Raw genomic sequence first — 15,166 nt, 5'->3', positions numbered from 1 at the left:
TATTGATGCAAAGGTAGTTCAATTTTATCAATGCTTTTATGGAAATACAAGTCCGAAAATCAGTATCTTATTTAAAAATTAGTTCTTAAACAAAACGGATTTCACTTTCCCCATGAATGTTTTTGGAAGTTCCATTTCCATATAACTGTTGCCATAAGCTCCATAGCCATAACCGTAACCATAACCGTAGCCGTAACCGTAGCTATATTTTGCCAGGTTTTCAAAATCATTAAGCAGTATACTTATATTGTGCAATTCACCTCTTTTATGTTTTTCATTCACAATGGAAAGCATTCCTTTCTTGGTAAAGTTCTGACGGGTTACATATAGCGTCGCATCACAATACTGAGCCAATTCGAGTGCATCAGCAACCAAACCAACTGGTGGGGTATCCAATATGATGTAATCATACATCTCTTTTAACTCTTGAATCATTTCACCCATCATATCACTCAGAATCAATTCGGAAGGATTGGGCGGAATAGGCCCGGATGTGATAACATCAAGATATGGAATATGGGTCCCTTGAACAATCTCATTGATTGATTTTTGACCGATAAGATAATTAACCGCTCCAATGTTATTTTCAATATTAAAATCACCAAATATTCTTGGTTTTCTCAAATCGAGCCCAACAATTACCGTTTTCTTTTCACCCAAAGCAAAAACCGTCGCCAAATTTATAGAACAGAAGGTTTTTCCTTCCCCCCCAACCGAAGAGGTTACCATTAAAATCTTTGTACCATCCGCTTTCTGCTTTTTGTACATAAATTGCAAGGAAGACCTAACTGACCTGAACGATTCTGCTAAAGGCGATTTCGGTTTTTCAAAAACCGAAAGATTATTCGCTGTGTTCTTTTTACCAATTACACCAATCATAGGAATCTTCGTCAGTCTCAAGATTTCATCTGCGGTATGAAGGGTGTTATCCAAAAGGGTAATTACAAAAACAATTAATAATGGTATTAAAATCCCAAGCAGTAAAGCCAAAATGTAATTAACACTGGTTTTAGGCCCCAATAATCCTCCCCCGGTATCTTTGGCCGTATCAATAAACTCGATGTCTGATACGTTAGCCGCTTTAACAATATCCGCTTCGCTTCTTTTCTGTAAAAAAGTGTTATAGATATTGTCGTTCAAATCATACTTTCTTTTTATTTTAGACAACTCTTGTTGCTCTTCAGGTAATTTTTTGATAGTCCCTTCCGCTTCATTTATCTTCCTGTCAACAAGTGCCAGATCATACTCCAATGCTCCCTTTGCACTTTTGATATTCTCCAGCAAAACCTGTTTAATAGCCTCCATGTCTTTATCAAATTCCTTGAAAAGTTTTTCGCTTTTTAAAGAATATGCTTTTTCAGAGCGCTCAGTAGAAAGCATTATCAGCTTACTTACATTACCTACAATATTAGGATCATCAATTCCGGCAACTGTAGGAGCCGGTAACCTCGAATAGTCTGTACTCTTTCTAAGATAGCTACTTAAGGAATTGTAATACACCATTTTGCGCTCAATCGCATCGTGCTCGATATCAAAATCCGTCAGTCGCTCCGTTAACTTTTCACCACCGTTTTCTAGTTCAAATACATTTTTATCTCTTCGGAAATCCTCTAGCTCCTTTTCGGTATTTTTCAACTGCCCTTCCATCGCCAGTAACGTACTGTCAATAAAAGCAATAGTATTGATGGCAAACCGATTCTTACTATCCAACTGCTTCTTTCTTAGAATTTCAACAGTTGAGTTAAGATAATCAACAAGTCTGGCTTTATTTGTCCCTTGAAGTCCCAAAGTAATAACAGACCCGGCTTTGTCACCGGCTTCAACATTTATTCCTTTGTATCGTGCCACTGTCCCGTCAAAATCATTGAAACGGATATAATATTCATTGCCTACATAACTACCCGGATCTTCATTGATTTGCAGTTTAAAATTCAGAAAAGGCAAATCAACCGTTTCCCCTACCCTATATTTTTTAGAAATCTCTTTATCACGAACCAGCGCTGATTCATAGGAATTTGTTGCATAAACAATAGTTCCCACTTCATTGTATTCAAAATTAACACTTAACTGATACTCATTCTCACTTAAGAATTTTATTCGGACAGGAATACCTGCCAGCTGCTCTCTCCTCTCGTCAATTGCCACATAAAAGGGAACCTCCCCATAGGCATCGATTAAACTGTATTCTCCTTGTATAAGATAATCAGTGTAATAATTAAGTTTTTTTACTACCTCCTCGTTGTGCGATCTTGATTTTAAAGCCGTTACAATAGTTTGTACCTTATCCGAAACCCCACCCCAGTTAAACACCAAACTGGTGTTTGTAGTAAAAAAGGAATTATTCTCATCTTTAACGACAATGGAAGCATCCATACCGTAAATTTTCTCTTTGCGTATATTAACTTGGTACGCAACTGTAAAAGTGATGATCAAGGAAGCCACAAACCATTTCCAATAGCTTGAAATTTTTAGCAGAAAACCTTTAAAATCAAAACTGCTCTGATTTTCTGTAAAAGAAAAATCTTTAATATCCAGCATAACAATTATAGGTTTTTAAATAGTAAAAGCGTTGTTGTGACTAATGATAAAGCCGTAATAATGGTAGCTACGGATTGCATTCCGGTCGTACCCGTTCCCCAAGATTTTTGTCTTAACGGTTTAATATAGATATAATCATTGGGTTGCAGATAGTAGTAAGGGGATTGCATTGCTTTTGCATCGGTCAAGTCAATACTATGTGTTTCCGTTCCATGAGGATACTGCCTGATAATCGACACTTCTTTTCTGTTTCCGGTAAGGGTAATATCTCCGGAATTAGCTATTGCTTCCATTATGCTTGCCTTTTCCTGAAAAAGCATTTTTGTACCAGGACTACCAATCTCACCATTGATCGTATAACGCAATCCCGCTAATTTAACGGTAACGAAAACATTTGCCTCTTTTTTAAAATACTCATCCAACAGTTGTTTCTCTATTTTAAGTCGGATTTCATCCAAGGTAAACCCTATAACGTTTATCTCTCCTAAAACCGGCATTCTGATGTTTCCGTGATCATCCACCGTAAATCCGTCAAAATACAGCGTTTGTTCCGACTGACCTCCTTCCTGATCTCCAGACTGGGAGAACATATCCACCAGTTTCTGATCTAAAGCCTTAATATTTACACGCAATATATCATTCACTTGAACTCTGTAAGGTTTATTACCAATCGGATGAACATTTACAGACAAGCTGTCCTGAGTTTTATTTTGAAGGTATGTCAAATCTTTTGTAGGAATGCACGAAACCGAAGAAATCCCTATAATTAACAGTAAAAGAAATAATTCTTTTTTCATCATTTTTATTTAAAAAAAACAAATATAGTTTTTCAATTGATATTTTTAAACATATTAGCCGATAATAAAGAAAAAAGCAACAGCTACAAATTCTTCAACGAATTCTCAAACGGAATCCGGTGCATCAAACTGCGTCCTAAAGTTACTTCGTCAGCATATTCCAGCTCATCACCAATGGCTATCCCGCGAGCAATTGCAGAAGTGATTACCTCACAATCCTTAATTTGCTTATAGATATAAAAATTGGTAGTATCACCTTCCATAGTGGAACTCAACGCAAAAATAATTTCTTTTATTGTTCCGGATTTTACTTTCTCCACCAACGAATTGATGTTCAACTGACTTGGCCCGACACCATCAATCGGAGAAATTTTACCTCCCAAAACATGATACAACCCTTTAAACATTCCGGTATTTTCCAGAGCCATCACATCGCGAATGTCTTCCACAACACAGATAACCGAACCATCACGAGATGGGTTCGAGCAAATTTCGCAAATCTCCACATCTGAAATATTGTGGCACTTTTTACAAAATTTTATCTCCTCCCGCATCTTGAGCAAAGCTGACACAAACTGTTCTGTCTGTTCTTTCGGCTGTTTTAATAAATGCAGTACAAGTCGCAATGCCGTTCGTTTCCCTATACCGGGTAACTGAGCCATTTCGTTTACTGCTCTCTCTAATAGTTTTGAAGAAAATTCCATGGCGCAAAAGTAATTAATTTGAATCTTATCCGATTTGACAATTTGAAGATTATTTGTGTAAATTGGCGCAATAAAATTTAAGCAATGACATCGGCAACCATACTCACCATTATCATCATTTACTTTGGACTCCTTATTCTGATTTCCAACATCGTAAGTAAAAAAGATCACAGCAACGATACTTTTTTCAAAGCGAATAAAAATTCAAAATGGTACTTGGTTGCTTTTGGAATGATCGGAACCGCACTCTCAGGCGTTACCTTTATCTCGGTTCCCGGTGAAGTAGGGAATCCTGATTTGCAATTCAAATACTTCCAATTTATCTTAGGAAACGCTATCGGATTCATTATTATTGCCAAAGTCCTCCTGCCGCTATACTACCGAATGAACCTGACATCCATCTACGGTTATATCGAACAACGACTGGGAACAATAAGTTACAAGACTTCAGCAATCATTTTCTTAATCAGCCGAACTATCGGATCGGCTTTCCGTTTGTACTTGGTTGTAATTGTGCTTCAGCGTTATGTTTTTGACGATTTCAATGTACCTTTTGCAGCTACCGTGCTAATTTCTCTTGGTTTGATTTTCGCATATACCTATCGAGGCGGACTAAAAACCATCATCATCACTGATACATTACAGACTTTTTTCCTGGTTTCCTCCGTATTCCTGACGATTATTTTTGTTTGCAGAAGTTTGGATTTCAGCGCAATTGAAGCATTTGAAGCCGTTAAAAACAGTAATTATTCCAAAATATTTTTCTACGAAAATTACCTTCAGGGGAATTATGTCGTAAAACAGATTCTGGGCGGAATCTTTGTAACAATTGCCATGGTGGGATTGGATCAGGATCTGATGCAAAAAAACTTGAGTTGTAAAAACATCGGCGAAGCACAAAAAAACATGTTTACCTTCACCGGGATTTTTGTGTTAATTAACATCTTCTTCTTAAGTGTTGGTGCTTTATTATATATGTATGCCGAAAAGAACGGTGTCGCTATTCCAATGGTTGATGGAGTTACCCGAACCGACTATCTTTTCCCTGAAATCGCCTTCAAACATTTAAGCATTATACCAGCTGTAATTTTCCTGTTAGGATTAACAGCAGCCACATTTGCAACAACCGACAGTGCATTAACCGCTTTAACCACATCGTTTTGTGTTGATTTTCTTGGGATGGACAAAGCCGAGAATGTAAACAATATGCAAACGGTAAAAACTAGGCATATGGTTCACCTTGCGTTTTCATTTTTGATGTTTTTGGTGATATTGGTTTTCAATTCGCTTAACGACAAATCTGTGGTGACAATGATTTTTACAGTCGCCGGTTACACTTATGGTCCGCTTTTAGGATTATATGGCTTCGGACTTTTCATAAAATCGAAAACCGTTAATGATAAACTTGTACCTCTTGTTTGCGTTGTTTCGCCATTGATTACTTATTTCATCAATTCCAATTCGAAAGAGTGGTTTGGCGGCTATGTGTTTTCGTTTGAATTGATCATTGTTAACGGATTGATAACACTGCTTGGCTTACTGCTGATAAGCAAACCGGCTACCGGAGAAACCCGATTCTAATACTGATTAGTGGCAAGCAATACCAATGTACAGACAGCCTCAAATGGGATATCAGCCTCTTCGAGTAAATCAAAAAACTCTTTGTTTTCTGCTCCCGGGTTAAAAATAACCCTTTGCGGTTTAAGGCGAATGATATAATCGTAATATTCCTTTTGGTGTGATGGATTAAGATATATTGTGACGGTATGAACGTTTTCAAAGGGCAATTTTTCGGTTTCAATTTTGACATTTCCGATATTGTCATTATGACCTCCTATAGCCACCACTTCATGGCCATGTTTAAGCAGACTGTCGACCGCCAAAAAAGAAAAACGTTCCGGATGTACCGAAGCTCCAAGCACCAGTGTCTTCATTAGTATTATTTTTTAATAAAGTTACTATTTTTATCCTTTTTTTCCTATTTTAGTGAATTAGGGATTTTTCAATAAAATAATTGTTGTTTAACCCAATATTTACACACGTCTTTATTAATCGATTTAATTTTGCAACAAAACCAATGGAGTTATTTATTTACATTTTTGCGGCCGTATTTTCAGTTTTAAACCCTTTAGGCGCCGTACCCATTTTTGTTGGATTAACGCAGCACGACAGTAAAGCCGAACGTTCCCGAATTTCGTTTTGGACAGCCATAAACGTTTTTATCATACTAATCATTTCCTTTTTTATCGGTGAATATGTTTTAAAGTTCTTCGGAATCAGTATTGATGCATTGCGTATTGCCGGAGGGCTTGTAATCGTAAGTTCCGGTTTTGCCTTGTTAAGCGGGAATTTAGGAAAAAAGAGAGGGGTTAACAAAAAAGTTGCCAGTGATGCTCAAAAAAGAAATGATATTGCTCTTACTCCTTTAGCTATCCCGATGCTGGCCGGACCGGGATCCATTTCGCTATTGATTGCTTTTTATCAAGACTATCCAGAAATCGCTGATAAAGCTGTTGTTTGCGGAGCTATTTTAGCTGTAGCACTATCCATTTTTATTATTTTAAGAAGCGCACATTACTTATCCCGAATCCTAGGCGCTTCAGGTATTGTTGCGATTTCGAGAATCATAGGCTTTATCGTTATTGCCATTGGTGTTCAATACATCAGCAGTTCGATAGTAAATATTTTCAAAACGATATAAAAAAGGGCCTCGATTGAGGCCCTTTTTTATATCGTTTTGAAAATAAAATTACTCAATATCTTCTTCATCTTCTGTATCCGGCAAAAATACTTCAGCCATCATGCAGCGCGCACTTCCTCCCCCGCATGATTCGATAGTATCCAGGTTTGACGTTAGAATTTCGCAATGTTTTTCAAGAGTGGCGACCTGTTTCGGAGTCAAACTTTGGTAAGCAGTTGTACTCATAACCAAATAACGTTTGTCATTGACGCCACGAACCTGAAGCATATTTCCGGCAAAACTGCTCATTTGATCTTCTGTTATCAGTATAATTTCTTTTCCATCCGATTTAAGACAATCCAAAACCATCTTTCGTTCTTTATTGTCGTCAATACAATCAGCACAAATTACCGCAAAAGTTTCTCCTATACTCATCATCACATTAGTATGATAAATAGGTTTACGTTCACCGTTTACCGTTTGAAAAGCTTCAAAAATCATAGGGTTCATTTCAAAGTCTTCACAAAACTCGATCATAAGTTCTTCATTGGACCTTTCGGAAAGCGCACAGTACGCCTTAATATTTTCACGGTCTAACACCAAACTTCCTGTTCCTTCAAGAAAAAGACCTTCTTCTTCTGCCGAACTGTAGTCAACAAGCTGATCAATATAAAAACCATTTTCTTCCATAATATCCAAAACATCTTCTCTTCTTTCCAGACGACGGTTTTCTGCAAACATTGGGTACAAAGCCACGTCTCCGTTCTGATGGAAAGAAATCCAGTTGTTTGGAAAAATACTGTCCGGTGTATCAAATTCCAGGGTATCATCAACAACAATAACGTTTACACCAACTTTGCGTAATTTAGTCACCAACGTATCAAATTCTTCCAGAGCCTTGGCATTAGCTGTAGCCGGCAATAATGTTTCTCCTGTTTTCTGGTAGTAATTATTAACCAAGGTCTGCTCGTTCCTGCGAAATGCCACTGGGCGAATCATCAGGACAGTGTTTGTAGTTTGTTGCATATAGCTAGTTGTTTAGTTGTTTAGTTACATCACTAATGATATCTAATGTAACCTCTGCCATTACGTTTATTTTTTCATCTAAGCACGGATTAACTTCAACGACTTCGATACAAACAGTTTTATCGTTTTTTGCCAAATGAAGCAATATGTCTTTTGCTTCCTCCGGGGTTAACCCGTTTTCAACAGGAGTACCTGTTCCGTGAGAGGTCAAATCAGGATCCATAGAATCTACGTCAAAAGAAACGTAAATCAAATCACAGTCTTTCAACTTTTGGTCGATTTCCGACATTATAGTGACTACACCCCTACTTCGAACATCGGCAACCTCATAATTTTTTATTCCTAAACGGTTCAAGATAGCATCCTCCTGCTCTTCCGTGTCTCTGACAGCAATGTAAACCAAATCTTCCGGATTCATTTTCGGATAAACATTTCCGGTATGTTTTAGTGCATTCCAAAGAGCGATTGTTTCCTGATCAACCTCATTTACTTTACACTCTAAATTATCTACATTCAAAGCTGTTGCCAAAGGCATCCCGTGCATGTTTCCAGATGGAGTGGTAAAAGGAGTATGAATATCAGCATGTGCATCAATCCAAACTACGCCCAAACGTTTATCCGGGAAAGCCGTTTTAACTCCGGCAATCGTTCCTCCGGCCGAACCATGATCGGCAGCCAAAACAATTGGGAATAAATTATCCCCCAGCAATTCAGAAACTTTATCATTTAAAACAGCATACACCTCTGCTAGCCCATCAATGCGTTTAGCGAATTTGTGTGTTGCTGGTTTATCCAGCAATTCATTTACATTTTTTAGTCTCTCAACTCTATTTTCACCGAAAATATAATTTTCTTTTTTACGGGCAGCAGTCATAATCGCATCCGGTCCTAATGATGCTCCACGCGTACCTGCAGTAATTTCAGATTTATTAATTAAAAAAACGATATTTTTATCCATAAAGTATGGTATTACTCTTTTACTCCGCCGGATCAATTCTGACTTATAAAAAACAGTATTAATGGCTGGTTCTTTATTTTAGGGCTCCTGACAAAGATAAAAAAAGGGCAATGATAAAAGAAAGACTTCTCCGAAAATAACCTACACTAAGCAATTACCACACAACTTATTGAATACCATAGAATTACCCATCACAAAAACCACCTATTATAAACAAATTCCTAATATTTTTTAGTAATTTTGATAAAAATAAGTCAATTATGGGATTATTAGATTTTTTCAGATCGCTTTTCGGTAAAGCCCAAAAAAGCACCGAAGGCTTGGGGGAAAATGTCTCCAATATGGCTGATATTGCCGTTAATAAGGCAGAATCGTTTGCTAAAGAAGCTGGTGAAATGGCATCAGCAATGGCAGACAAAGCCGAACAAAAGTTTGAAGAGTTGGATATTCCGGACAGAATGGATAATTTCATTGATGCAGCAAAAGAAAAAGCTTCACATGCTGCTGACTGGATTGAAGACAAAGCACATGATGTGAAAGAAGCTGTTTCCGGTGTGGTAGACAGCGCTGAAAATAAAATTGAAGACCTAACAGGAAAATCAGAGGAAAAGAAAACAGATGAAAATTCCGAAGAAGAAAAAAAAGTGGAATGACTTCACTGTATCAACAAACAAAAAGTCCCGATTGCTCGGGACTTTTTCATGATATACTTTTAAATCTTTTATCAAAAATAAAAATATCAACGGGATAATAGTACAGTATCTCTTTCTGCAAAAATGACGATTCAATATTGTTTAATTTCTTTCTATGCAATTTAAAACCATATTTCACAGAATCTATCGATTTCAAAACTTCACAAACAAATCTTGAGCAATAAATTGATTTATCATTATTACAGGAAAAAGAATAATCAAAATCCAAATTCCGATTTTTGAATGAATCAATTGTCGAAACTAATAGCTTTTTCGACCTAAAATCCGAAATTTCAAGAAATCTTAAATTCAACTTTTTTTCATCTGCACTACAAAAGTCAAGAAATTCTATTTGCTCTACACAATTTCCCTTCTTATTAATTGCATGAAAAACTTTCCATGAATTGCCTGTGTAAACCAAAAATCCTACATGAGTAACATTCAAATTTCCGAGGTTGAACTTTTTAACGAAAAAGCCTTCTTTTGATTCCGAATCTCTGAATATAAAATAAACCCTATCAGCATCAATATTAAATTCCTCATTATGACTTTGACCACAAGACACACAAAAAAAAAGAAGAATCAAACCAGAGAAAACCGATTTCATTAGAAAAGGTTAACCCCAATACCAGCCTCAACCCCAATCTGGTTTTTAATTTTGACATCCGGAATTTCCGATTTTAAACTTGTTGCAAAATCTTGCGCACCAAATAATGCAATATTAATTTTTACAGATTCAGTAAAAACAGAAGTGTACCCTAACTTATAAAACACACCAAAATTATTACCGGAATTCTTGTACTTCATCGTCTGACCAATATCGTTATCCAAAAACTTAGCATTATAAAGATAATTCGCATAAGCCCCGAATTCAGCAAATAGCGCTTTGTCATTATTTATAAAATACGAACGAAAAGAAACCGGAAGACCTACATACTTTGTTTCAATATTGAAATTTGAAGCATTCAGATTAAAGTTATTTAATGTAAGTCCGGCCAAAATCGAATATTTCTTACCTAATGAAAATTCTCTTTTAACATCAGATCCTACAAAAAACCCCACACTTTTCACTTCATCAATTTGTACAGAAGCATTTCCATATTGCAACGAAATCTCAAATTCTCTTTTCACACTGTCTTGAGAATACCCTAAAGCACATATAAAAAAAAGCAAACTAAAAAACGACTTTATTATCCTCATCAAACTAATCTTTTATACTGGTTCCAACAATCAGACCTATTACTCCTCCAAAAACACAACATGCAGGACCACAAATCGCAGCACCAATCCCTGCTCCTAATAAAACCAATGAAAAAGTACAAGCTTCTCCCGGACACGGAACATCAATATATCCATTCTGAGCCGCTCTATTAAATTCATCAACCAAATTATTTGAATTCAGCAAGACAACTTTTTCAGAATCAGACAACTCTTTAAATTCAGTTTGAATATGTAAATCTTCTATGAAACCCGTTTCTTTAATTTCAATAAGTTTTTCTTTAGTGTAGGCAGATAAGTTCAGAGCATAAATTTGATTTTCAAAATCAACTCCTTGAGCATCACCCAATTTCTGAAGAATTTCAGTAGCTGTCTCAACACTCAATTCCCCTGGTTCAAAACCGGCAGCAACTAGATATTCGTCAACTAATTCCTGAGACAATCCATTTGTTCCCAACACCACTCCTCTTTTTGTGCTACTCCCCAAATCACGAAATAACCCAACTGCTTTTTTAGCATTCAATTTGGCTTCATCGTTTAACTTTTCATTCTCTTTACCAATATCCGTAGGGGAACACGCCGCTACGGAAACAAACAAATAAATCCCTGATAAAGGAACTGACAACATTCTTAAAAAAAATTTCATGGCTTATATTTTATAATTAGTACCACAAATATATACTGTAGGAATTTTACATCAAAATAATTTGTAATATTTTTACTATAAAAAATTTTTGCACACAAAAAAAGTCCCGATTACTCGGGACTTTTCAATTATAACACTAATACTATCTTTCATTCATTTCCTTAAAAGGACGTAGCGGATAACCTGTATACACCTGACGCGGACGACCTATAGGCTCCTTGTTCACGCGCATTTCTTTCCACTGAGCAATCCATCCTGGCAGACGTCCGATAGCAAACAATACCGTGAACATATCAGTTGGAATTCCTAAAGCACGATAAATAATACCTGAATAGAAGTCAACGTTAGGATATAAGTTTCTTGATTTGAAGTACTCATCCTGCAATGCAGATTCCTCTAATTTTTTAGCAATATTAAGGATTGGATCATTAACTCCTAATTCAGCCAATACTTCGTCAGCCGCTTTTTTGATGATTTTCGCTCTTGGGTCAAAGTTCTTGTATACACGGTGTCCGAAGCCCATCAAACGGAACGGATCGTTTTTATCTTTTGCTTTGGCTAGGAACTTATCAGCATCCCCTCCATCTTTCTGAATCTCTTCCAACATTTCCAGCACTGCCTGGTTAGCTCCACCATGAAGTGGTCCCCAAAGCGCAGAAACTCCTGCTGAAATTGACGCAAACAAACCTGCGTGAGAAGAACCAACTATTCTCACTGTCGAAGTAGAACAGTTTTGCTCGTGATCAGCATGCAAGATGAATAATTTGTCCAATGCATTTACCACAACCGGATTAACTTTGTATGGACCTGTCGGCAACTCAAACATTAATCGCAAGAAGTTATCAACATACCCTCTAGTATTATCATAATAATTCAAAGGATACCCCATACATTTTCTATAAGTCCAGGTTGCAATCACAAGAAATTTACCCATTGTCTTGCAAACCGCCTCGTACATTTCTTTATCATTCTCAACATTAACCACTTTAGGGTTGAATGCTGTTAATGCACTTGTCAGTGAAGACAACACGCCCATTGGGTGGGCAGTTTTAGGAAAACCATCAATGATGTTTTTCATTTCCTCATTCACCAACGTGTATTTACGAATATCATTCTCAAACTGCTCTAATTGTTGTTTGGTTGGCAATTCTCCAAAAATCACCAAATAAGACACTTCCAAAAAACCAGCTTTCTCAGCCAAATCTTCGATAGCATACCCCCTGTAGCGAAGGATTCCTTCTTCACCGTCAAGGAAAGTGATTTGACTTTGGCATGAGCCTGAATTTTTATATCCCGGGTCTAACGTAATAGCGCCGGTTGCAGCACGTAATTTTTCAATATCGATAGCAACCTCGTTCTCACTTCCCACGATAACCGGAAATTCATATTTGTTGCCATCAATTTCTAATATTGCAGTTTTCGACATGTGTATTAGGAATTAAATGTAATTATTTTTTGTTGAAGGCGAATTTAAGAAATTACATTCGAAATAAAAAGAAAATAACCGTCTGAAATAGTAAATACTTATAAAATTTTCATAGCACTTTTAGTCTAAAGCGACAACATAAAAATTCCGTAATAATGGATTGCCCGAAGAGGAATTCCAAAATCTTTTCAACTATTATCAAACATATCCTACAACAACAAAACAAAACCACAGCCTTTTAAAACTCTTAAACATTTTTAAGAGTCAGAAACAAAATACAATTCACTGATAATCAAAACAATCCCATAATTGTAGTAATTTTGTTATAACCAATCAACTAATTCACAATCTCCAAAAAAAAAAAAAAAAAACACATCTATCGACAACACTCATAAACAAAATCCGAACAAAAATGAATACAATGAAATCACATCTTACCCTCTATTTCATTTTTGGATTTTTGTACTTCCTTTCAGTAGCCATGGACTGGACACTTCTAGCTTATATTGCAAAACCTTCTTTTATAGGAGCCATTTTCTTTCATTATATTGAAGAAAGCAAAAAACCCATAAACTATTATTATTGTTCAGTTTTGATCCTATTGTTCATTTCTGCTTTAATGAATTTACTGGAAGGCTACAGCTATTTTATCTATGTATTGCTCTTCAATTTTTTGGCCTATTGTATCCTTTTTCATCAGCTTATCAAGGATCTGGTAAAAAAACAGCATTACAGAATGAAGAAAGAACATTTTCTTCAACTCATTTTAATGCTTATTTTTTTGGCCTGCCTTCTTTATATTTCATCTTTTATTGTTTTTGACCACACATTCGAGTTATACAAAGCAGTTTTGGTTTACGGTTTTGTATTGACTTCTTTCGTTCTCTGCTCTACATTTTTCTATTTAACAGATTCAAGCACTAAAAACATGTTTCTTTTGCTTTATGCTTTAGACATCATCATCTGCGAACTTTTTTACGTAATTTATCATTACTATTACAGTTACCCATTCTTCCGGTTTACCAGCCTTTTCTGCTATATCTTTTCGTTCTATATTTTAATTAATTACTTTCTGAAAGAAGACAATTATCAAATAGAGAAATAAGCCCCAACAAAAAAACCAGCAAGAAGACTTACTGGTTTTTTAAAATATTCTAAACGGATAATTATCCTTTTACTTTAAACGCTTTTTCTTTTGGAAAATAAGCCACTTCTGCTAATTCTTCCTCAATGCGCAACAACTGATTGTATTTTGACATACGATCAGAACGGGAAGCCGATCCGGTTTTGATTTGACCACAGTTTAATGCCACCGCTAAATCAGCAATCGTATTATCCTCAGTTTCTCCAGAACGATGAGACATTACCGAAGTATAACCCGCATTGTGTGCCATATTTACAGCCGCAATCGTTTCAGTCAAAGTTCCGATTTGGTTAACTTTAATAAGGATTGAGTTTGCAATGTTTTGCTCGATTCCCTGAGAAAGACGCTGTACGTTGGTTACAAACAAATCATCCCCAACCAATTGCACTTTGTTTCCGATTTTCTCAGTTAAATATTTCCAACCAGCCCAGTCATCTTCGTACATACCGTCTTCGATGGAAACAATTGGATATTTAGCGCATAATTCAGCCAAATAATCCGCTTGCTCTTCTGATGTTCTGATTTTACCTGTTTCACCTTCAAATTTCGTGTAATCGTATTTACCGTTTACATAGAATTCAGAAGCAGCACAATCTAAGGCAATTTTAATATCATCACCGAAAGTATAACCTGCATTTTCTACTGCTAATTTAATAGAATCCAAAGCATCTTCCGTTCCTCCTGCTAAGTTTGGTGCAAAACCACCTTCATCTCCTACAGCCGTAGAAAGATTCCTGTCATGTAACACTTTTTTCAGGTTATGGAAGATTTCAGTTCCCATTTGCATTGCGTGGGTGAAATTCTGCGCTTTTACAGGCATGATCATAAATTCCTGGAATGCGATAGGCGCATCAGAGTGCGAACCTCCATTGATAATGTTCATCATCGGAACCGGAAGCGTGTTAGCAGAAACACCGCCAACGTAACGGTATAATGGCAATCCTAACTCATTTGCAGCCGCTTTAGCCACAGCTAATGACACTCCTAGAATTGCATTTGCACCTAAATTGGATTTGTTCGGAGTACCATCCAATTCGATCATCATTTTATCAATTGCATTTTGCTCAAAAACCGACATTCCAACCAATTCCGAAGCAATAGTCATATTCACGTTTTCAACAGCTTTCAAAACTCCTTTACCCATGAAGGCTTTTCCGCCGTCGCGTAATTCCACTGCTTCATGTTCTCCGGTTGACGCACCTGACGGTACAGCGGCTCTTCCTAAAATACCGTTTTCTGTAATCACATCCACTTCAACCGTTGGATTTCCTCTTGAATCTAATATTTGTCTTGCGTGAACTTTGATAATCATGCTCATAATACTGTCTTTTATTTTG

At 36.5% G+C, this 15,166-nt stretch carries 15 protein-coding genes; 4 read left to right on the top strand and 11 right to left on the bottom strand.

Translation table 11 applies throughout. From position 1 onward, the window contains the following. Positions 1-78: 78 nt before the first annotated feature. The 3 genes from LZF87_RS06410 to recR form a co-directional block, all read right to left on the bottom strand. Positions 79-2,538, bottom strand: a complete 2,460-nt coding sequence (locus tag LZF87_RS06410) for an exopolysaccharide transport family protein (RefSeq protein ID WP_244343127.1) — start codon at positions 2,536-2,538, stop codon at positions 79-81. A gap of 5 nt (positions 2,539-2,543) precedes the next feature. Further along, positions 2,544-3,335, bottom strand: a complete 792-nt coding sequence (locus tag LZF87_RS06405) for a polysaccharide biosynthesis/export family protein (protein WP_244343735.1) — start codon at positions 3,333-3,335, stop codon at positions 2,544-2,546. Between the two features lie 83 nt (positions 3,336-3,418). Further along, on the bottom strand, positions 3,419-4,039 hold the full coding sequence (gene recR / locus LZF87_RS06400) for a recombination mediator RecR (protein ID WP_244343125.1): 621 nt from the start codon (positions 4,037-4,039) through the stop codon (positions 3,419-3,421). Positions 4,040-4,123: 84 nt separating this feature from the next. Between recR and LZF87_RS06395 the strand changes: the two genes are divergently transcribed. After that, a complete protein-coding gene (locus LZF87_RS06395) occupies positions 4,124-5,620 on the top strand; it encodes a sodium:solute symporter (protein WP_244343123.1) in 1,497 nt (498 codons plus the stop codon). Here LZF87_RS06395 and LZF87_RS06390 read toward each other — a convergent pair. Beyond that, positions 5,617-5,973, bottom strand: coding sequence for a CoA-binding protein (locus LZF87_RS06390; protein ID WP_244343120.1), 357 nt, complete (start codon positions 5,971-5,973; stop codon positions 5,617-5,619). The two genes, LZF87_RS06395 and LZF87_RS06390, sit on opposite strands and share 4 nt — an antisense overlap. A gap of 143 nt (positions 5,974-6,116) precedes the next feature. On the opposite strand from LZF87_RS06390, the gene LZF87_RS06385 reads away from it, so the two are divergent. Further along, complete coding sequence (locus LZF87_RS06385) at positions 6,117-6,740, top strand: MarC family NAAT transporter (protein ID WP_244343117.1); 624 nt, start codon at positions 6,117-6,119, stop codon at positions 6,738-6,740. 48 nt (positions 6,741-6,788) lie between these two features. Here the strand turns inward: LZF87_RS06385 and ctlX are convergent, their stop codons facing one another. Both ctlX and LZF87_RS06375 read right to left on the bottom strand, forming a co-directional pair. Continuing rightward, a complete protein-coding gene (ctlX, locus tag LZF87_RS06380) occupies positions 6,789-7,745 on the bottom strand; it encodes a citrulline utilization hydrolase CtlX (RefSeq protein ID WP_244343115.1) in 957 nt (318 codons plus the stop codon). Between the two features lie 4 nt (positions 7,746-7,749). Further along, complete coding sequence (locus LZF87_RS06375; protein WP_244343113.1) at positions 7,750-8,703, bottom strand: arginase; 954 nt, start codon at positions 8,701-8,703, stop codon at positions 7,750-7,752. A gap of 260 nt (positions 8,704-8,963) precedes the next feature. On the opposite strand from LZF87_RS06375, the gene LZF87_RS06370 reads away from it, so the two are divergent. After that, a complete protein-coding gene (locus tag LZF87_RS06370; protein ID WP_244343101.1) occupies positions 8,964-9,356 on the top strand; it encodes a hypothetical protein in 393 nt (130 codons plus the stop codon). A gap of 46 nt (positions 9,357-9,402) precedes the next feature. Here the strand turns inward: LZF87_RS06370 and LZF87_RS06365 are convergent, their stop codons facing one another. The 4 genes from LZF87_RS06365 to LZF87_RS06350 form a co-directional block, all read right to left on the bottom strand. Beyond that, a complete protein-coding gene (locus LZF87_RS06365) occupies positions 9,403-10,002 on the bottom strand; it encodes a YiiX/YebB-like N1pC/P60 family cysteine hydrolase (protein ID WP_244343084.1) in 600 nt (199 codons plus the stop codon). Then, positions 10,002-10,595, bottom strand: a complete 594-nt coding sequence (locus LZF87_RS06360) for a hypothetical protein (protein ID WP_244343081.1) — start codon at positions 10,593-10,595, stop codon at positions 10,002-10,004. The genes LZF87_RS06365 and LZF87_RS06360 overlap by 1 nt, the downstream gene beginning before the upstream one ends. Positions 10,596-10,599: 4 nt before the next feature. Beyond that, positions 10,600-11,259 carry a hypothetical protein gene (locus LZF87_RS06355; protein WP_244343079.1) on the bottom strand — a complete coding sequence of 220 codons (660 nt, stop codon included), beginning with the start codon at positions 11,257-11,259 and terminating at the stop codon, positions 10,600-10,602. 142 nt (positions 11,260-11,401) lie between these two features. Further along, positions 11,402-12,685, bottom strand: a complete 1,284-nt coding sequence (locus LZF87_RS06350; protein ID WP_244343078.1) for a citrate synthase — start codon at positions 12,683-12,685, stop codon at positions 11,402-11,404. A 421-nt stretch (positions 12,686-13,106) separates the two neighbouring features. Here LZF87_RS06350 and LZF87_RS06345 point away from each other — a divergent pair, with 421 nt between their 5' ends. After that, positions 13,107-13,790, top strand: coding sequence for a hypothetical protein (locus LZF87_RS06345; RefSeq protein ID WP_244343077.1), 684 nt, complete (start codon positions 13,107-13,109; stop codon positions 13,788-13,790). Positions 13,791-13,851: 61 nt separating this feature from the next. On the opposite strand, the gene eno is transcribed toward LZF87_RS06345, so the two are convergent. Continuing rightward, positions 13,852-15,147, bottom strand: coding sequence for a phosphopyruvate hydratase (gene eno, locus LZF87_RS06340; protein ID WP_244343076.1), 1,296 nt, complete (start codon positions 15,145-15,147; stop codon positions 13,852-13,854). Positions 15,148-15,166: the final 19 nt, after the last annotated feature.

The sequence above is a fragment of the Flavobacterium enshiense genome (assembly GCF_022836875.1).
GTDB lineage: Bacteria > Bacteroidota > Bacteroidia > Flavobacteriales > Flavobacteriaceae > Flavobacterium > Flavobacterium enshiense_A.
The sequence above is the reverse complement of the archived record's forward strand: the minus strand, read 5'-3'. Positions and strand labels throughout refer to the sequence as shown.